Source organism: Litorilinea aerophila (assembly GCF_006569185.2).
GTDB lineage: Bacteria > Chloroflexota > Anaerolineae > Caldilineales > Caldilineaceae > Litorilinea > Litorilinea aerophila.
In genome coordinates, this window is record NZ_VIGC02000001.1 from 113,729 (window position 1) to 132,225 (window position 18,497).

General features: G+C 64.4%; 15 protein-coding genes and 2 pseudogenes. 6 read left to right on the top strand and 11 right to left on the bottom strand.

From position 1 onward, the window contains the following. Positions 1-96: 96 nt before the first annotated feature. Entirely contained in the window at positions 97-324 is a 228-nt protein-coding gene (locus FKZ61_RS00415) for a hypothetical protein (RefSeq protein ID WP_141608090.1), read from the top strand. 22 nt (positions 325-346) lie between these two features. Here FKZ61_RS00415 and melA read toward each other — a convergent pair whose 3' ends face one another. Next, entirely contained in the window at positions 347-1,900 is a 1,554-nt protein-coding gene (melA, locus tag FKZ61_RS00420) for an alpha-glucosidase/alpha-galactosidase (protein ID WP_141608091.1), read from the bottom strand. Here melA and FKZ61_RS00425 point away from each other — a divergent pair. Beyond that, complete coding sequence (locus FKZ61_RS00425) at positions 1,899-2,279, top strand: helix-turn-helix transcriptional regulator (protein WP_268251830.1); 381 nt, start codon at positions 1,899-1,901, stop codon at positions 2,277-2,279. The genes melA and FKZ61_RS00425 overlap by 2 nt on opposite strands. Before the next feature lie 8 nt (positions 2,280-2,287). Here the strand turns inward: FKZ61_RS00425 and FKZ61_RS00430 are convergent, their stop codons facing one another. From FKZ61_RS00430 to pdxH, 3 genes are all read right to left on the bottom strand, one after another. Beyond that, positions 2,288-3,769: a sulfatase-like hydrolase/transferase gene (locus tag FKZ61_RS00430; protein ID WP_141608093.1), complete on the bottom strand. Its 1,482-nt coding sequence runs from the start codon at positions 3,767-3,769 to the stop codon at positions 2,288-2,290. A gap of 39 nt (positions 3,770-3,808) precedes the next feature. Beyond that, positions 3,809-3,952 (bottom strand): hypothetical protein, encoded by a 144-nt coding sequence (locus tag FKZ61_RS00435; protein WP_170199010.1) that lies wholly within the window; start codon positions 3,950-3,952, stop codon positions 3,809-3,811. 238 nt (positions 3,953-4,190) lie between these two features. After that, the gene (gene pdxH / locus FKZ61_RS00440; protein ID WP_229964076.1) at positions 4,191-4,811 is read right to left on the bottom strand and encodes a pyridoxamine 5'-phosphate oxidase; all 621 of its coding nucleotides are present in this window, start codon (positions 4,809-4,811) and stop codon (positions 4,191-4,193) included. 397 nt (positions 4,812-5,208) lie between these two features. Between pdxH and FKZ61_RS00445 the strand changes: the two genes are divergently transcribed. The 4 genes from FKZ61_RS00445 to FKZ61_RS00460 all read left to right on the top strand — a co-directional run bounded on the left by FKZ61_RS00445 (position 5,209) and on the right by FKZ61_RS00460 (position 10,548). Further along, positions 5,209-6,345, top strand: a complete 1,137-nt coding sequence (locus FKZ61_RS00445) for a glycosyltransferase (RefSeq protein ID WP_229964077.1) — start codon at positions 5,209-5,211, stop codon at positions 6,343-6,345. After that, on the top strand, positions 6,330-7,472 hold the full coding sequence (locus FKZ61_RS00450) for a glycosyltransferase family 4 protein (protein WP_141608096.1): 1,143 nt from the start codon (positions 6,330-6,332) through the stop codon (positions 7,470-7,472). Before FKZ61_RS00445 ends, FKZ61_RS00450 begins: the two co-directional genes overlap by 16 nt. Before the next feature lie 452 nt (positions 7,473-7,924). Beyond that, positions 7,925-9,355: a sugar transferase gene (locus FKZ61_RS00455; protein WP_170199011.1), complete on the top strand. Its 1,431-nt coding sequence runs from the start codon at positions 7,925-7,927 to the stop codon at positions 9,353-9,355. Between the two features lie 47 nt (positions 9,356-9,402). Then, complete coding sequence (locus tag FKZ61_RS00460; protein WP_170199012.1) at positions 9,403-10,548, top strand: MGDG synthase family glycosyltransferase; 1,146 nt, start codon at positions 9,403-9,405, stop codon at positions 10,546-10,548. A gap of 57 nt (positions 10,549-10,605) precedes the next feature. Here FKZ61_RS00460 and FKZ61_RS24385 read toward each other — a convergent pair. The 7 genes and pseudogenes from FKZ61_RS24385 to FKZ61_RS00490 form a co-directional block, all read right to left on the bottom strand. Next, positions 10,606-12,066, bottom strand: a pseudogene (locus tag FKZ61_RS24385) (cellulase family glycosylhydrolase); the annotation flags it as partial. A 138-nt stretch (positions 12,067-12,204) separates the two neighbouring features. Further along, positions 12,205-13,110 (bottom strand): annotated as a pseudogene (locus FKZ61_RS24390) (lytic polysaccharide monooxygenase); the annotation flags it as partial. A 153-nt stretch (positions 13,111-13,263) separates the two neighbouring features. Then, on the bottom strand, positions 13,264-14,034 hold the full coding sequence (locus FKZ61_RS00470) for a phytanoyl-CoA dioxygenase family protein (RefSeq protein WP_141608100.1): 771 nt from the start codon (positions 14,032-14,034) through the stop codon (positions 13,264-13,266). A gap of 155 nt (positions 14,035-14,189) precedes the next feature. After that, positions 14,190-15,233: an ABC transporter ATP-binding protein gene (locus tag FKZ61_RS00475; protein WP_141608101.1), complete on the bottom strand. Its 1,044-nt coding sequence runs from the start codon at positions 15,231-15,233 to the stop codon at positions 14,190-14,192. Between the two features lie 29 nt (positions 15,234-15,262). Continuing rightward, on the bottom strand, positions 15,263-16,270 hold the full coding sequence (locus FKZ61_RS00480; RefSeq protein ID WP_211358335.1) for an ABC transporter ATP-binding protein: 1,008 nt from the start codon (positions 16,268-16,270) through the stop codon (positions 15,263-15,265). Next, positions 16,267-17,475: an ABC transporter permease gene (locus tag FKZ61_RS00485; RefSeq protein ID WP_211358336.1), complete on the bottom strand. Its 1,209-nt coding sequence runs from the start codon at positions 17,473-17,475 to the stop codon at positions 16,267-16,269. Before FKZ61_RS00485 ends, FKZ61_RS00480 begins: the two co-directional genes overlap by 4 nt. A gap of 3 nt (positions 17,476-17,478) precedes the next feature. Beyond that, positions 17,479-18,489: an ABC transporter permease gene (locus FKZ61_RS00490; protein ID WP_141608102.1), complete on the bottom strand. Its 1,011-nt coding sequence runs from the start codon at positions 18,487-18,489 to the stop codon at positions 17,479-17,481. Between the last annotated feature and the right edge of the window lie 8 nt (positions 18,490-18,497).

Here is an 18,497-nt window from a genome sequence, read left to right on the forward strand (position 1 = left end):
TCCGAAGACCATCCTGGCCTGGCTTGAGCAGCATGGCGTCTGGAGATACAATAGGAAGAACTGGCGTATGCTGCAAAAGAGGCAGGAGGCAACGGCATGAAAACCATTCACACAACGGCCACGGTTCAGGCAGATGGCACCATGGTCCTGAAAGCCCCGCTGGATGTACCGCCGGGCGAACATCGGGTCATCCTCATGATCGAGGAAACCACCCACAACGGCTCTCCATCGCTGGATAACTTCCCCATCGACGATCCAGGCCCATGGCCTGAGGATCTATCGTTGAGACGCGAGGATCTGTACCGCACTAAAGTGGGAGCCTGAGTCTTCGGCAAGAATCCTGGGATCAGGCCGGCTCCTGGGTCATCTGGCCTTTGTCGGCTGCGGCGGCGTTGGCGCGGGCAGCCGCCTTGTCCCGGGCCATCTCCTCCACGGTCTTGGTGTGGAGCCGGGCCGCTCCCTGCCACCCCTCCCGCAACTTGACCCGGGTGCCGTTGCGTTCGGCCTGGGCCAGGCGTTCGGCCGCCCTGGGGATCTCATCTCGATATTGGGGCAGCCAGCGGGCCTGGGCCACCAGCATCTCGTCCACCATCTGCCACACCTCTTCCGGGTTGCAGACCGCGCTCACCAGGGGATCGTGGAGCATGGCCTGCTTCAGCAGCATGACGTCGCCGTGGACCGCGGCCTCCACGGCCATCTCCTGCACCCGGACGCTGGCGGCACAGGTGGCAGCACAGGCCAGGGGCAGATCGCCCACCACGGGCATGTTGATGCCGTTGCGATCCACGTAGCCGGGGATCTCCACCACGCAGCCGTCGGGCAGGTTGGTGATGTGGCCCCGATTGATGACGTTGAAATGGCCCCGATAGAGGCGTCCGGTCTCCAGCGCCTCGATGATGTACGAACCGTGCTCCTCGCTGCGCCGCTCCGGACCGATGGTGGGCGGCTCTTCCTTGAGCCAGTTGGGGAAGTCGGTCTCGAACCAGTTGCGCCCCTCGGTGCAGACCCGCAGGTAGCCGCCGGTCTCGCCGTGGATCCAGCGGGAAAGGTCGATCCACTGGGGAATTTCCTCCGGCCGTTTGCGGTACCAGGGCACGTACTCGCTCACATGGCCGTTGGACTCGGTGGTGTAGTAGCCGAACCGCCGCAGGATGTCGATGCGCACCTTCTCCGTCCGGCTGTACTCGGGATGAGCTTCGAACAGCTCCAGCATGCGCGGGATCATGTCCATGCCCCGCCACTGGACCTTGATGTACCAGGTCTGGTGGTTGATCCCGGCGCAGACGATGTCCACATCCCGGCGATGGAGGGTTTCGTCCTCGGCCAAAAGGCCCTCCTTCTTCGCCCACAGCTCGATGCAGCGGGTGATCTGCCAGTGTCCGCCCTGGACGCCGTGACAAAGGCCGACGGTGTTGACGCCGCCATATTTGTTGCAAGCCCAGACGTTCATAGCCATGGGGTTGGAATAGTTCAGGAAGAGCGCGTCGGGCTGGGCCACCTCCCGGATGTCCTGGCAGATTTCCAGCATGGCGGGGATGGTGCGCTGGCCGTACATGATCCCCCCGGCACAGAGGGTATCCCCTACACATTGATCCACCCCGTACTTGAGAGGGATGTCGATGTCCAGCTGGAAGGCCTCCAGCCCACCCTGCCGGATCATGCAGATGATGTAGTCGGCCCCCTCGATGGCCTCTCGCCGGTTGGTGGTGGCCGTGATGGTGGCGGGCAGGCCGTTGGCGGCAATGTCCCGCTTCACCAACTGGGTGACCATGTCCAGGTTGCGCTGGGAGATGTCCATCAGTGCGAAGTGGGTGTCCGCGAACTCGGGAACGGCCAGGATGTCGTACATCAGCTTGCGGGTAAAGCCGATGGAGCCGGCACCGATCATGGCGATCTTCATGGGTCAGAACTCCTTTGCATGGGCGTGGCGGCGCCCCCCCTGGAGGACGCCGGGATCTGGGTTGAATGTTGACGGAACGCCCTCAGCATACCATATCTTCCGTCGGTACCTCCACATGACCATCCTGGATTACCTGACCCCATATCGGGTGGCCCATGCTCAGCGCCCGCCGATCACCACCCACCTGTCGGTGCTGGAGATTGTGCTGGCCTGTGGCTTCGCTTCGTCGAGCCGCTTCTACGCAGCCTTCAAGAAGATCTGCGGGCGCTCCCCACGCGCCTATCGCCAGGAGCATGATGCACTCCCCGAAGGGCAGCTGGTGGCCCTGCTCAACAGCCTGGATGAGCGGAGACGGCCCGGGGAGCCAGGTAGATCCTGAAGGCACCATCATCCTGGCGTCGCTAAAGCATCGGCTGGTCCCCAGGGGGCCAGGGCCACCGTGCCGTAGGGGTTAAAGATGATGTCCTCTTCCTGGGCGGCAAAACGCCACATGCGCCGCACCAGGTCATGTTTAATCTCCCGATAGGCAGGGTCATCGGCCCGGTTGACCAGCTCCAGGGGGTCCTGGCGCAGGTCGTAAAGTTCGTCGAAATCGAAGCCGTTGTACACGTATTTGTATTCCCGGGTGGTCACGGCGCGCTGGGTGTAGTAGAGTTCCACCCCGTTGAACTGGCTGAACACCGCATCGGGCCAATCCACCGGTGTCTCCCCGTGGAGAAACGGCAGCAGGCTGCGCCCGGTCATGGGCTGGGCTGGCTGGACGCCGGCCAGCTCCAGGAAAGTGGGCGCGAAGTCGGCCAGGGTGATGAACTCATCCACCACCCGGCCGGGGTGCCGGATGCCCTGGGGCCAGCGCATGATGCAGGGGACGTGGTAGGCCTCCCGGAAGGCGGGCACGCCTTTGAGATAGAGCCCATGGGCGCCCACGTAGTCGCCGTGGTCGGAGAGGAAGATGACCAGGGTATTGTCGGCCTGGCCGGTGGCGTCCAGGGCGTCCAGCACCTCGCCCAGGAGGGCATCTTCCAGAGTACAGTAGGCCCAGTAGTGGGCGATGGACTCCCGCACCTCCTCCTCGCTAAGCTGGTCCCAGAGCTGGCGACGATGGCGCTGGTAGATGCGGGGCTTGTCCTCCAGGGTATCCCGATAGCTGGCCGGCAGGTCAATCTGAGCCGGGTCGTACATGCGGACAAACTTCTCGGGCACCACATAGGGATCATGGGGGCCGATGGGGCCGACAAAGAGGCACCAGGGCTCGTCCTGGGCGGCGAAATCCTGGAGGGCCTGGCAGGCAGCCTGAATGACCCGGTAGTCGTGGAGCTCTTCGTAGCCCTTGGGCCCGCCATCGGGCACGGTTTCATAGACCAGGTAATCTCCCCAGCCCGGGCGATGCAGGTGGCCCCGGGGTCGGATGCCGCTGGCGCTGGTATCGGGCTCCCGGGTCCCCTGGCGCCACTGGTCGATGGTCCGGGAGTGGAAGGTGTTGCCGGCAGCCGTGACTTCCCGTTCTTCCCAGCCCCGGTCGGCCGGTTCCTCCTCGGCGGTAACGTGCCACTTGCCGCAGAGGGTGAGGCGATAGCCAGCATCCCGCAGCTGCTCGGAGAAGGTGATCACCCCGGGGTTCAGACCGGTGTGGATAGCCGTGCGGGTGCGGACGTTGTTGAAGATACCGTGGCGGCTAGGGTAGAGGCCGGTCATGAAGGTGGCCCGGGAGGGGCAACAGTGGGCCGTGGGGCAGTAGGCCCGGGTAAAGCGAATCCCATCCTGGGCCAGCCGTTGCGCGTGGGGGGTGAGGCAGGGGTGATCCGGATGGACCACATCGGCCTGTTCCTGGTCGGTCATGAAGATGAGGATATTGGGACGTGATGGCATGATGGGCTTCCTCGAGAAAGCTGGTGGGTTGGAATGGTACTACTTTTCGGTGACCACAATCCCCTCTAACAGGTAGCGTTGGCCGAAAAAGAAGAGCAGAATGGGCGGAATAGCCGCGCCGATGGAGACGGCCATGATCAGGTTCCAGGGGCTGGAGCCAAAGGAAGAGCGACCAAGGGTCATCTGTCCCCCGCAGCCAGGGACATCCGACCCTGCCATTTGACCCTGGCGACGGCTATCCTATAGCTAGATTTGGCTTGAAAATACCAGAAGCGGCGGTTGAGGATCGTCCTCCTTTGGGTTTCTCCTTTCTGTGTGTTGGCGCTGTGCGGTGCTGGCCCCGCCTGGCAAGCGGGGCCAGCGCTTTTCTGCATCCCTTGCCGGGTGCGAAACACCTTCTCCCCAAACGGGATCCCCCTCCTCACGGTGCCAGCCGCTCCAGACGCCAGGTATCTCCCTCCCGGGTGTAGCGCAGCCGGTCATGTAGACGGTCGGGACCGCCCTGCCAGAACTCAATCGACTGGGGGATGACCCGGTAGCCGCCCCAGTAAGGTGGACGGGGCGGCTCTTGCCCGGCAAAACGCTCTTCCACCTCCCGCAGCCAGGCCTCCAATGTCGCCCGATCCGGGATCACCCGGCTCTGGGGCGATGCCCACGCGCTGAGGCGACTGCCCAATGGGCGGGTCCGAAAGTAGGCGTCGGACTCCTCGGCGGTCAGTTTCTCCACCCGGCCTTCCACCCGCACCTGGCGGGCCAGTGGCCCCCACCAGAAGACCAGGGCTGCCCACGGGTTTTCGGCCAGCTCCTGCCCCTTGCGGCTTTCGTAATTGGTGTAGAAACAGAAACCTCGCCCGTCAAACCCTTTCAACAGCACCATGCGCGCCGAGGGACGGCCGTCCGCACTGGCCGTGGCCAGGGTCATGGCATTGGGTTCATGGAGCTCCGCCGCCATGGCATCGGCCAGCCAGCGGGCAAAGAGCGCCAGCGGATCCGTTCCCGCCTCCTCCTCCAGCAGGCGGACACCGCGATATTCTTCTCGCATCTTGGCAACTTCTCCACTCAAGTCCATTGACTCCCCATGGCAACAAGGGGCCATTCCGGCCCCGGAATTAGTTCATTCGCTCTTAATTTCAACAGCCCCATCTTTCCAGCCTGGTATCGTAACACACGGGAGCCACAACGACGACCTAGCCCCCGGGGTAAAACGGAATCCACCCAGCGGACGCCGCTGCCGTCGGGACGTTGCTTGCTGTGCCCGCCACGGACAGGGCAGGCACGGACAGGGCAAGCCCTGTCCCTACATCCTATACCATAACAGCATAACGCAGCCAGGGAGGTCTGACGGATAAACGTGAAATCTGTCCTGGGGCAGGGCACCCAATGGCCGATCCGTTTGTCAGAAGATTCTCCATCCGACTATAATAGCCGCAATGCGTGTGATGATGGTCAGCAAGGCACTGGTGATGGGTGCCTATCAGCGTAAGGCGGAAGAGATGGCCCGTCTCGGGGTGGATTTGACCGTCCTGGTCCCCCCGTTTTGGGCCGATCGCCGGGGCCGACAACCGGTGGAGTTCCAATACGTGGCCGGCTATCGACTGAAAGTGGTCCCCCTCCGCTTCAACGGAAACTTCCACCTGCACTTCTACCCCACCCTGGCCCGGGAGCTGGCCGCGATCCGTCCCCAGTTGTTGCATATGGACGAAGAACCCTACAACCTGGCCACCTGGCTGGGCTTGCGGGCCGCCCACCGTCAGGGCGGCGTCGGCACTTTTTTTACCTGGCAAAATCTCTATCGTCGTTATCCCCCGCCTTTTCGATGGTTCGAACAGGCCAACTACCGCCGCACGCCAGCCGCCATCGCCGGCAACCAGGAAGCTGCTGAGGTCCTGCGCCGTAAGGGTTACCAGGGCGCCATCTCCATCATCCCCCAGTTCGGCGTGGACCCGGAGCTGTTCCGGCCGGCCCCTGGCCCGACACAGCCGACAGGCAACCGGCCACTACGCATCGGCTACGCCGGCGGCCTGCTCCCCGAAAAGGGCGTGGACCTGCTGCTCCATGCCTGCGCCGGGCTGCGGGGCGCCTGGGAGCTGTTCCTGGTGGGCGAGGGCCACGCACAGCCCGGTCTTCAGGCCCTGGCTCGCCGCCTGGGCATCGACGGCCGGGTCCATTTCGAGTCCCGGCTGGCCAGCAGCGCCATGCCGCAGTACTACCGTCGGCTGGATCTGTTCGTGTTGCCCAGCCGCTCCACCCCCACCTGGAAGGAGCAGTTCGGCCGGGTTCTGATCGAGGCCATGGCCTGCGGCGTGGCCGTCATCGGCAGCGACTGCGGCGAGATCCCCCACGTGATCGGCGATGCCGGGCTGATCTTCCCCGAAGGTGATGTGGCCGGCCTGCGGGACTGCCTTCAAACCCTCCTGGACGCGCCCCAGCGGCGCCGGGAGCTGGCCGAGGCGGGACGACAGCGGGTCCTGGAGCGGTTCACCATGGCCCAGATCGCAGCCCGGACGGTGGCCCACTACGCGGCCCTGTTGGCTCCGGCCCGGGCTTCCAACGAGGCACCATGCACGTCGCCCTGAATGCCCAGCTCCTCAGCACCCAATCTTCGTACCGGGGGGCCGGTGTGAGCCATTACTGCCGTCACCTTCTGCAGGCCCTGGGGCAGCTGGCAACGGCCGACGGAAGTCCCCGTTTCACCGCGTTCGTCAACGCGGCCGATTTTGTCGCGCCGGGCGTGGAGCTGGCGGTGGGTCCCGGGCTGCTGGCCCGCCCGCCCGTGCGCATCGCCTGGGAGCAACTGCTCCTGCCCCGAGAGCTCCGGCGGCGTCAGGTCGACCTGGTGCACGGCCTGGTCAACGTGCTGCCCCTGGCCACGTCCACACCCGGTGTGGTCACCGTCCACGACCTGAGTTTCCTGCGCCTGCCCCGGAAATTCCCCCGGGCCAAGCGCCTCTACCTGACCCGACTCTGCCAGGCCAGCGTGGACCGAGCACGACACGTCATCGCCGTCAGCCGGCAGACTGCCGAGGATCTGATGCGCTTCTTTGGCACGGCGGCCGCCAGGATCACCGTGATCCACAACGGCGTCGACAGAGTTTTTTCGCCGGGCAACCCGGCAGACATCGAAGCCTTTCGGGCAGGCTGTGGCCTGCCTTCTCGCTACTTTTTGTATGTGGGCACCCTGGAACCACGCAAAAATCTGCCGACCCTCATCCGGGCCTTTGCCCGCTGGCGCGCCAGCGGAGATCCGGAAGCACACCAGGTGAAGCTGGTTCTGGCCGGGGCCCAGGGCTGGTTTTATGCCGAGATCTTCCGGCTGGTATCGGAGCTGGGGCTGCAGGACAGGGTGCTCTTCCCGGGTTTCGTGCCCGATGCCGAGCTGCCCCTGTGGTACCAGGCGGCCGAGGCCTTCGTCTACCCCAGCCTGTTTGAAGGATTTGGATTGCCCGTGCTGGAAGCCATGGCCTGTGGCACCCCGGTCCTGTGCAGCCGCATCGGCAGCCTGACAGAAATTGTGGGGGAGGCCGCCTTGACCGTCCCTCCCACGGCGGAGGATGGGTGGATGGCGGCCATGGCGCTCCTGGCCCGGCAGCCCCAACTACGGCAGGAGCTGTCACGCCGTGGCCTGGCCCAGGCCCAGAAGTTCAGCTGGGAGGCTACAGCCCTGGCCACCCTGGAGGTCTATCAGGCCGTACACGGGCGCTGAGGGGCTGCGTATGTGGAGAGCAGGTTCAAAGTGGGGCAGATCGCCCCGATTTGTGATACACTATGGCCGTCTGACATAAACATGGGGCTCGTCCCCCAAATGGGTACCAACCTGTTTGGTTCCTTACGAAACCGGGGTAAGTAGCGCCCATTTGGGGTAGATGAGCCAAACATCACGGCAGAAGTCCGGTGACACTACCTCTGGTGGACACCATCAGCGAAGAGCTGCCGGCATTTACGACTTTTCACGTTCGGGTGCGATATCTGGCCGGTCATGGCCCAATCTGGCAGCGTGACCTTCGGAGAGAGCCGCCGGGACAACATCTGGCAACCGGCACGGAGTGGATGAAGCGAAGCCCGATGGCAACGATCGACAGGGTGAACATAACGGAACCGGGATTCAACACCCATCTCCATCGATCCCGCCCCCGGCCCAGCAGGCTGGCAGCCCTTGTGCGCCGCGTCCCTGCCTCGTGGTGGCCCTATCTGCTGGTTGCCTCCGACATGTTGTTGATCCTGCTGGCCTTCGGCGGCGCCTACTATGTGCGCTACCACTTGCAGTGGTTCCGGGCTGTGGATCCGGCCTTCCAGGTGGATCTGTGGACCTACGTACCCTTTGCCCTGGCCCTGGTCGTCGTCCTGCCCCTGGCTTTCCGCTTTTCCGGCGTCTACCCCTACCGGCGGGGCCGCAGCCTGCTGGAAGAGGTCTACACCATCGGCACGGCCACCACCGGCGGCGTGGTGGTCCTGATCACCGCCAGCCTGTTCTTCAGCCCCCTCCTCTACAGCCGCCTGATCTTCCTGTACACTGCCCTCCTGGTCACCCTCTTCCTGGGCCTGAGCCGCTTTACCATCGCCCTGTTGCGGAGCCATCTGCGGGCCTACGGGGTGGGCGTGGAGCGCATGTTGCTGGTGGGCGCCGGTGACGTGGGGCGTATGGTCATGCGCACGGTGGCCGCCCGGCCCGACCTGGGCTATCACCTGGTTGGCTTCCTGGACGACAACCCCCTGAAGGGCAAGACCGACATCGGCCCCTTCAAAGCCTTGGGGCCGGTGGACAACCTCCACCAGGTGCTGGACACCTACAGGCCGGTGGACCGGGTCATCATCTGCCTGCCCTGGCAGAGCCACCGCATGATCCAGCGGCTACTGCGCACTTGTGAACGCCACGGCGTCCGGGCTCAGGTGGTGCCAGATCTCTTTCAGCTCACCAAGAACCAGATGGAGGTGGAGGAGCTCAACGGCATTCCCCTGATCAGCACCCGGGACGTCTCCATCCGGGGCTGGAATCGAGTCGTGAAGCGGGCGTCGGATCTGGTGTTGGCGGGCGTGGGAAGCCTGGTGGCGCTCCCCCTGGCGGCGCTGATCGCCGTGGCCATCAAGCTGGATTCCCCCGGGCCGGTGATCTATTCCCAGACCCGCATCGGCCGCAACGGCCAGCCCTTCCGCTGCTACAAATTCCGCTCCATGGTGGTGGGCGCAGAGGAACTGCGACAGGAGCTCCGAGCCCAAAACGAGTCCAGCGGGCCCCTCTTCAAGATCCGCAACGACCCGCGCCGAACCCGGGTGGGCCGCTTCCTGCGCCGCTGGAGCCTGGACGAACTGCCCCAGCTCATCAACGTGCTGCGGGGCGAAATGAGCATCGTTGGCCCTCGCCCCAACCTGCCGGAGGAAGTGGAACAGTACGAAGAGTGGCACAAAAAGCGGCTCACCGTAAGTCCGGGCATCACCGGTCTCTGGCAGGTGAGTGGCCGCAGCGACCTCACCTTCGACGAGATGGTGCTGCTGGACATCTACTACGTGGAAAACTGGAGCCTGACCCTGGATCTGGCCATTATGCTCCGCTCACTGCCGGCCATTGTACGCGCCCGTGGCGCCTATTGATGGCCCAGACCAGACGACATGACCGACCCTCGCCACCAACAGCGCGCATGACTTCCCAAAAAATTCTGATCCTCATGAGCAACACCGGGGGCGGCCATCGGGCCAGCGCCGAAGCCCTCCAGGCCGGCTTTGCCCGGCGTTTCGGCGACCGCTTTCAGGTGGAGATCATCGACCTGCTCATCGACCACCTGCCCTGGCCCCTCAACCAACTGCCTAAGAGCTATGCCCTGCTGGCCAACTACCTGCCCTGGCTGTGGCGCCTCCTCTGGAAGACGGGCGAACGGCAGATCATCGCCAGCCCCCTGATGACCCTGGCGGCCCGCTGGGCGGCACCTTCCATCCGACGCGTCCTGCGCACCTATGAGCCCGACCTGATCATCTCGGTCCATCCCCTGGTCCAGGAGATGACGCTGTACGCGCTGAACCAGGAGGGGCGGCAGCGCCCCTACGTGATCGTGGTGACCGATCTCTCCACGGCCCACCCCCTCTGGTTTCACCCGGACGCCCGGCTCTGCTTTGTGGCCAGCGAGGAAGCCCGCCGGCGCGCCCTGCGGGCCGGCATGCGTCCCGAACAGTTGCGCCAATTTGGGCTGCCCATCCGGCCAGCCTTCGCCGAGACGCCCCGGGCCCGGGAGGTTCTACGCCGGGAGCTAGGCATGGATCCCGAGTTGCCTGCCGCGCTCCTGTTGGGCGGCGGCGAGGGCATCGGGCCGGTGGCGCGCATCGCCCGCTGTGTGGCCGAGGGGCTCCATGGACAGGGGACGCCCATCGGCCAGCTGGTGATCGTCTGTGGCCGCAACCGCATCCTCCTCACCCGGCTGAAAAACCGCCGCTGGCCGGTGCCCACCATCGTCAATGGCTTCGTCCATAACATGTCCGACTGGATGGCCGCCTGCGACTGCGTGATCACCAAGGCGGGCCCCGGCACTATCGCCGAAGCCATGATCCGGGGGCTGCCGGTGATCCTGAGCGGGTTCATCCCGGGTCAGGAGGAAGGGAACATCCCCTACGTGGTGGACAATCGGGTGGGCGCCTTCAGCACCGACCCGGAGGAGATCGCACGCCTGGTCACCCGCTGGTTCGGAGAGGAGCGGGAAGAGCTGGCGGCCATGGCCGCCCGGGCCCGGGAACTGGGCAACCCCCGTTCGACGCTCCAGATCGTGGAGGAGATTGCCAACGTGTTGGCTTCATGAGGAGTCGTCGGTGCCGCCCATCACGGCCGGGAGAAAGAGTCGCGGGGCATCCGCCTGGGCCGCGTTGGCCAGACACGGCTGGCCGTTGAGGCGAAATTGGGTGGGTGCTGGATTCTCCCCGGCCCATGTCCCCAAAAAGCCGAAGGTCACCTGGCCATTGGGCTCCACCGCGGCGTTCCAGTCCGCATGGCGGACCCGCACCTGGTCCCCCTCCTGGCTGACCACCCCATTCCAGATCTGAGAAATCCGCTGCCCGGCGGGGAAGGTCCAGGCGAGCTCCCACCCCGAGAGCCGCTGGCTCCCCAGGTAGGTCCAGGCCACGTTGGCCACGAAACCACCTTCCCAGACACTTTCCACCTGATAGTGCACCCGGCAGAGGGCCGGCGGTGCCCCTGTGGGCGTAGACGGGGGAACGGGGGTAGCCGTACTCGCCGGTGGAGAAGCCGTCGCTGAAGGCGAGGGGCTCGGCGAGGGCAGCGGCGTTCCGTCCAGCCCCCACAGCCGGTGCAGCAACGCCACCTTGTCGGACCACACCTGGTTCCAATCGTCCTGGAGAATTCCTCCCGTATCGCCGCTGTTGGCGTTCCAGGACCAGTAGAAGCTGCTCCGTATCCCCTTCTGCACCAGGTAGTCCACCAGCGCATCCTGCCAGGTTCGATCCCGCGGATCGCCGCCGTGGCCATATCGCCCGCCGAATTCCCCGATCACCACCGGGTAGTCGTCCGCGAATTGGCCAAAGTGGGCCTCCCAGATGGCAGGCAGGTTGGCCGGGAAGTCGGCGTGGTTGAAGTAGGGCTGGACGTAGACGTCGGGCCCGTAGACATGGGGACTGAGGACCAGCTTCTCCCGGGGGATGGCCAGGGGCGTGCAGGCCAGCGGCTCCAGGTTGCCGCCCCACCAGTGGTTCTGGTCGCCACTGCAGGTGGGATTCTCTTGAATGCCCTCCACGAAAATCAGCAGATTGGGGTTGGCCGCCAAAACGGCCGCAGCAGCCCGGGCCGCGGCCAGGTCCCAATCCGTGGCCGGATTTCCCGTGCCCCAGGTGGCAGCACCGTGGGGCTCGTTTTTGAGGTCGATGCCCAGAAAGTGCGCCAGGTGGCTGTAGCGCTGGGCCATGAAGACCAGGTCGTCGATCCACTGCTCTTCGCTGTAGCTCTCCGTGTACCAGAGCTCAGAGATGGCGTTGCAGTCCGGCCGGTGATGGTCCAGGAGGATGTAAAACCCCTGTTGGTCGAACGCCTGGAGCAGCCGATCCAGGATGGCCAGGCTGGTCAGCCCCTGGAGGTCTGGGTTCCGGCTGTAGCCGATGCTGCTGACCGAGCTGTCCTGCAGGGTGGCGGGACAGACGGGAATGCGCACCGCGTTGAAGCCCAAATCGGCCATCTGGGTGATCATCGCCTGCCAGTTGCGAGCCCACAGGCCGTGCACCACGTGCTCGTGGGTCTCGAAGCCGAACCAACTCACCCCCCGCAGGAGCAGAGGTGTTCCGGCAGGATCCAGGATCTGGTTGCCCTGCACTGTGTAGCCCTGGGACGGGGCCGGGGAGGCCTCCGCCGTCGGCGTGGGTGTCGGCGTGGCGGCAGGCGTCGCAGGAGGCGGGGTCGGAGTCCCGGCTTCCCCTGCCGTGCAATAGCCCACTATCTCCCACGGCCCTGATGCGGGCTCGCTGTCCGGCTCCACATCCAGGTTCGTCCAGCGGGCCTGCCAGACGCGGCCCTGGTGGCTGACCCGGCTGCCGGCCTCATACAGCTGGCCCGGCTGCCAGGCCGGTTCGCTGCAGGGAGGCGCCGGCGTGGGCGTGGGGGTTGGCTCGGTGCCCAGCCAGACGTCGGAGCAGGCGTAGAAGGCCTCCGGGCTGTCGGTACGCTGCCAGATGGTGTACAGGAGGTGATGGCCCACCCGATCAGCCGGCAGGGTAACACCCTCCAGGAGGTAGTAACCTGCCACCAGGGGCGGTTCGTCGATGCGGGCGATTTGCTCCAGGTCGGTCCAGGTCAAGGGCTGGGTGGGGTCATAGCCTGGCCGGGTCAGATAAATCTCGAAATACCCCTGGTTATGGGGCGCGGTGGCCGCATAGCGGAAGGTGTAGCTGGAGGCCGGCGAGAGCACCGTACGATACCAATCTGTCCGGGGCTGGTCAAAGGCGGCGTATTTGTCCCGCCCCGCGCTGCAGAGCCGACCGTCGGGGATCCGATCCCGGTGCTGGCCATTCACATCGGGCAGATTCACCTCGTTCCAATCGTAGAGGGGCTGGGTGCCGCCTGCGGCGATGGCATCCCGACAGGCCAGGGTATCGGGCGATTCGGGCCCTTCCAGGTAACAGGCGTAGATCCGGCTGAGGGGATAGGACATGGATCCATGGGAGAGGACCATGGACGGCGCGAGGCTACAAAACAGTCCCAAGGCCAGAAATGCCAGTGATAAAGCAAGGGTTCGATAGGGCACCGGGCAACTTCCTGTGGCGGGGGGAAGGGCGCCGCCTGACCCGCCGGCGACATCCCTCCCCGGTTGACACAATCGGCAGGCATGGGCGCGGGCGCCGTCCTGGCGATGGGCGTTCATGGCCGGGTCGCCTGCCGCCGGAACCAGACCCCGCGCTGCCTCTCTGTGGAAGCGGGTAGCTCAGTATAACCCGGAAGTGCCGCGGGGAACTGCGCGGCTGCCGTACGCTTTCTGGACGACACGCCGATATGAGCCGGCGTGCCGTCACCTGAACTAACCCTGCCCTGGCGGCGTCGCCGTGCCCGCACTGGGGTCCACACCCCGGAGCATCATCCCTTGCCCCCGGGATAGATGAACCAGCTCGGTGGGTGGATCGGTGGGGTCTCGCATTTGCACCAGCAACGTTGTCCGGGGTTCGTGGCTTACGTTGACTCCAGATCCGTGGATGGTCAGGTAGCTGAAGAAGAGGACATCCCCAGCCCGGGCGGGGCACGCCACGGCCGCCTCCAGGGGGTACTGCTCCAGGGGCAGGTGCCAGCCCCCTTCCCGCTCATGTTCGATGGGCCCCAACTTGTGGCTGCCCGGTACCACCCGCACACAGCCTTTCTCCTCCGGCGCGTCATCGAAATGGATGATGGCCGCAATCATGGTATGGCGGGTGTGGGGGAAGAAGGGATAGTCCTGGTGCATGGGAAAAGGCGAACCCTTTTCCGGCGGCTTGATGAACAATTTGTTGTGATGGAGCTGAACATTGGGCGAGCCGATGATCTGGGCGGCCGCTTCGGTAAGTCGCTCGTCCACCAACAGGCGGGTGAACAGGGCAGACTGGAACTGGACATTGTGGCAGTGGAGCAGCGATGTGGGCGCCATGGCCACCTTGCGTGCGCTGCCCCAGGTGGCTTCCACGTTGGTGACCGCCTGGAGCCGGGCGATGAGGTCATGGGCCTCCTGGCGGAAGCGGGCTGCTTCTTCAGACGTGAACATCCCTTCCACCAGCAGGTATCCGTTCTCCTGGTAGAAGTCAAGTTGGGACTGGGCCAACATGGTAGGCTCCTTCAGTAGGATCAATCGTTGGTTTATTCTTTGTCAAAACCGATAAAGCTCCGGCCGAAAGCCCCGAAAGATGGGTTTTCGCATAATGGACTCCCTTTGACCTGCACGAGGGGGATGTTTTCCGACGGTGAGCCAGACGATTCTGCTCAGGGGGCCTTGTGGCTTACCTGGGCGCCGACCGGCGAGGCGACCTCCAGGGACGACGGATCCTCGTACAGGTAGCAGGCGGCCTGATGCCCCCCAGGACCCACCTCGTAGAGGGGCGGCCGCTTTTCCAGGCAGCGGGGCATGCGCTGGTTGCAGCGGGGATAGAAGCGGCAACCGCTGAGGACACTGGCCCGCATCTCTTCATCGTCGATGGTGGTGGCGTCCATATCGCCGCCCCACTTGACCTTCGGATCAGGCACAGGGATAGAGTGGATGAGCAACTGGACGTAGGGATGTTTCGGGTTCTCGATCACCTGGACCGTGTCACCTCGCTCGGCAATGGTTCCCTGGTAGAGCAGGTAGATGCGGTCGCCGATCTGGTAGGCGGTGCTCAGGTCGTGGGTGATGTACAGGAACGAGATGCCGTGTTCATCCCGCAGGCGCAACATGATGTCCAGGATCATGGCCCGCAGGGAGGCATCCACCATGGAGACGGGCTCGTCGGCCACGATCAGCCGGGGCTTGAGCAGGTAGGCCCGGGCCACCATCATGCGCTGGCGCTGGCCACCGCTGAGCTGGTGGGGATACTTTTCCAACACCTCCTCACCCCGCATGCCGACCACGTTCAAGGCCTCTTCGATCAGCTCTCGGGCTTCCCGCTTGTTGGAGGCCAGCTTGAAGTTTTTGATCACCAGATCGAAAACGTGTTTGACCCGGTAGAACGGGTTGTAAACGGCGTAGGGATCCTGAAACACGGCCTGCACTTCCCGGCGATAGGCCATCAACTGCTGCCGGTTCATGGCGCCAATGTCCACGCCCCTGTAGAGGATCTGCCCCGAAGTCAACTTGACGAAGCCCAACACCAGGTTGGCCAGGGTTGTCTTGCCGCTGCCGCTCTCCCCGGCGATGGTGGTGATGGTCGCCGGGGACTCCTCGATGGTCATGTTGAAGTCCTGCAGGGCGACGGTGACCCGCCCCTGTTTCAGGAAGCCGCCGCCATAAATTTTCGTCGCATTTCGAATCTCAAGAAGCGGTGTGCTCATGTCTTCTGTCCTCGGATAGCGATCTCGCATCATTCATACAGATGGCAGGCCACCTGATGGCGGGGACGCACTTCCCGCAGGGGCGGATTTACCGCCCGACAATGATCGGTCACATGGGGGCAGCGGAACTGGAAGATACAGCCCGGCAGCGGGTTGCGCAGATCGTGGGTCAACCCTTCGGTGAGTTTCAGGGGTTTTCGCTCTTTGATAGAGGGGATGGACTCGATGAGCAGCTGGGTGTACGGATGCAGTGGCTCCTCGAAGACCGTCTCTACCGGCGCAATCTCCACCATGCGCCCGGCATACATCACGGCCAGGCGATCGACCAGTTGGGCCATCAGACCCATGTCATGGCCAATGATGATCATGGAGACACCCAGACGCTCTTTGACGTCCAGCAGGGTCTCGCCCACCTTGCGCTGCACCACCACGTCCAGAGCGCTGGTGGGCTCGTCGGCAATCACCAGGTCCGGGTGCAGGGCAATGGCCATGGCGATACAGACCCGCTGTTTCATGCCGCCACTCAGCTCGTGGGGATACATGTCATAGACCCGGGAGGGCAGGCCGACGGTGCTCAGCAGGTTCAGGATGCGCTCCTTAAGTTCGCCCCGGGGCTGACGTCCCTCGTGGGTTTCGATGGCGTCGGCGATCTGGCGGTGAATCTTCATCACCGGATTCAGGGAGTTCATGGCCCCCTGGGGAATCAGGGCCAGCTTCCGCCAGCGGATGTCCCGCAGCGCCTGGCCGTGGAGGGTGGCCAGATCGATGCCGTCCAGGATGATCTGGCCGCCCACGATGCGGCCGGGCGGCTGCACCAGGCGTAGGATGGCCATGGCGGTGGTGGTCTTGCCACAGCCAGACTCCCCCACCAGCCCCACGATTTCACCGTCGTACACCTGGAAGCTCACATCGTCCACGGCCCGCACATCTCCCAGGGGCGTGGCATAATAGACCCGCAGATTGCGCACGTCCAGTACCACGCGATTGGAGCTCTGCTTCTCCTGCTCCTGGACCGTATGCATGACAGAAACCATCATTGGGACTGGGCTCCTCTCAGGCGGGGATTGGCAATTTCATCCAGGCCGATGGTCATCAGGAAAAGGCCGGTGAAGATGATCACCAGCAGGGCGATGGGCAGGCCCCACCACCACCACATCCCCCGCAGGATAGCGGCGGCCCGAATGGCGTAGAAGATGGTCATGCCCAGGGTCGGGATACGGGTGGGACCCAAGCCCAGGGCCTCCAGGCCGGTAGCCGCCAGGATCGCCCCGGAAACATTCCCCGTGAAGCTGGCGGCCAGATACGGCAACAGGTTGGGCATCATCTCCTTGAACATGATGTCGAATGTGGATGCACCAGAGAGGCGGGCCATCTGTACATAGCCCCGCTCTCGCAAGGTGAGCACCTGGGCACGGATCAGCCGGGTGGGGCCCGGCCAGGCGAACAGGGCCAGCAGCAGAGCCATGTTCTCCACGCTGACGGTGCGCACATAGGCGGAGATCACGATGAGCACGGCCAGGGACGGGATCGTGATCACCGCGTCGGAGATGGTTCGGATCACGTTGTCCACCCAGCCGCCCAGGAAGCCGGCGGTGAAGCCCAGGGCAATGCCCACCAACATGCCGATGCCCGCGGCAATCAACCCGACCCGAAGGGAGCGGGGCGCACCGACAATGAGCACGGCCAACATGTCCCGGCCGTTGCTCTCCGTCCCCAGGGGGTGCTTCCAGGTGGGCACCCCGAAGCCGTAGGGGTTCGTGGTCTGGGGCTGGGGTGTGACCTCAGCCTGGGTCTGGGACTGGAAGGGATTGCCGCCGGTGACCGACGAGCCGCCCGGCTGGGCCGTGGCCAGGGGATTGCCGCCGGTGATGGAGCCTCCCGAGGAGGCCGGCGTAGCCCGGGCCAGGGGATTGCCACCGGTGATGGAGCCGCCAGACGACCGCTCTCCCTCTGGACCGGCCTGTTGGGCGGGGGAAGCATCCGCAGCAGGCGGTGGGCTTTCCTGCACCAGATGCCGGTAGCCGGGTGCCCACGGGGGCGGTAGGTTTTGGGGAGAGCTGGCTACCCGGGCCAGGCTGGTATCCCAAAAGAGGGGACCGATGATGCCCATCAGGGCAACCAGGGTTACCATGGCCAGCCCCACCAAAAACTTCCCATTCAACCAGGGAGAATCCCACCGATTGAGGCCCGTCCGGCGCAGGGAAGGGGTGCTTTCCACGGTATCGACGGTGGATGCAGTCATCGTCTATCCTTTTTCGTAGGTAATCCGCGGATCGATCAGGGGATAAAGCAGATCCAAAATCAACACAGCCGTGGCCGTCCCCACGATCAACATGAAGACGATGCCCTGGATGAGGGTGTAATCGGTGTTCACAATGCCCAGGTAGAGCAAATAGCCCATCCCGGGGTAGGCAAAAATATACTCCACCAGCGTCGAGCCGCCGGCGATACCACCCAGGTTCAGGGCCAGGGCCGTGACCTGGGGCAACACCGAGTTACGCACGCCGTAGAACCAGAAGACTCGCCGGGGGGACAGCCCTTTGGCATCGGCCAGGATCATGTAATCCTCGCCTTCGTTGGTGATCATCATCCCCCGCATGCCCAGGGCCCAAAAGCCCATGGAGGTGACCACGATGGAGAGAGCCGGCAGGGTGCCGTGGTGGATGACGTCCACGATGAACTCCCAGTTCCAGCCCACGGTGAGGGTGCTGTCGTAGGCGCCCGAGGGTGGAAACCAGCGCAGCCCAAAAGCAAAGACATAGATGAGCAGAATCCCCAGCATGAAGAAGGGGATGGACGTGAAAGTCAGGGTCACCGGCAGCAGGGACCGGACCAGGCGGGGGGTACGGCGCCAGGCCATCAGGGCGCCGATGAGATTGCCCAGAACGAAGGAGATCAGGGTGGCCAGGGTCAACAGGCCGATGGTCCATGGCACCGCCTGGGCGATCATGTCCCGGACCTGGCTGGGGAAGGAGGCCAGGGAATAGCCCAAATCAAAGGTGAGGACACTGCGCAGGTAGCTGAGATATTGGACATACCAGGGGCCATTGAGGCCAAATCGCTCTCGCCAGGCCTCAATCATCTCCGCGCTGTTTTCAATGTAGCCCGACTGGGCAGAGAGGCGGCTGACCATGGCCGCCACCGGGTCACCGGGCGCCAGCCGCGGAATGACGAAGATGATGGTCGCCCCCAGCCAGATGGTGAGCAGCCACATCCCCACCCGGCGGAGAACATATGCGGGCGTCAGCCCAGCCATGCACACGT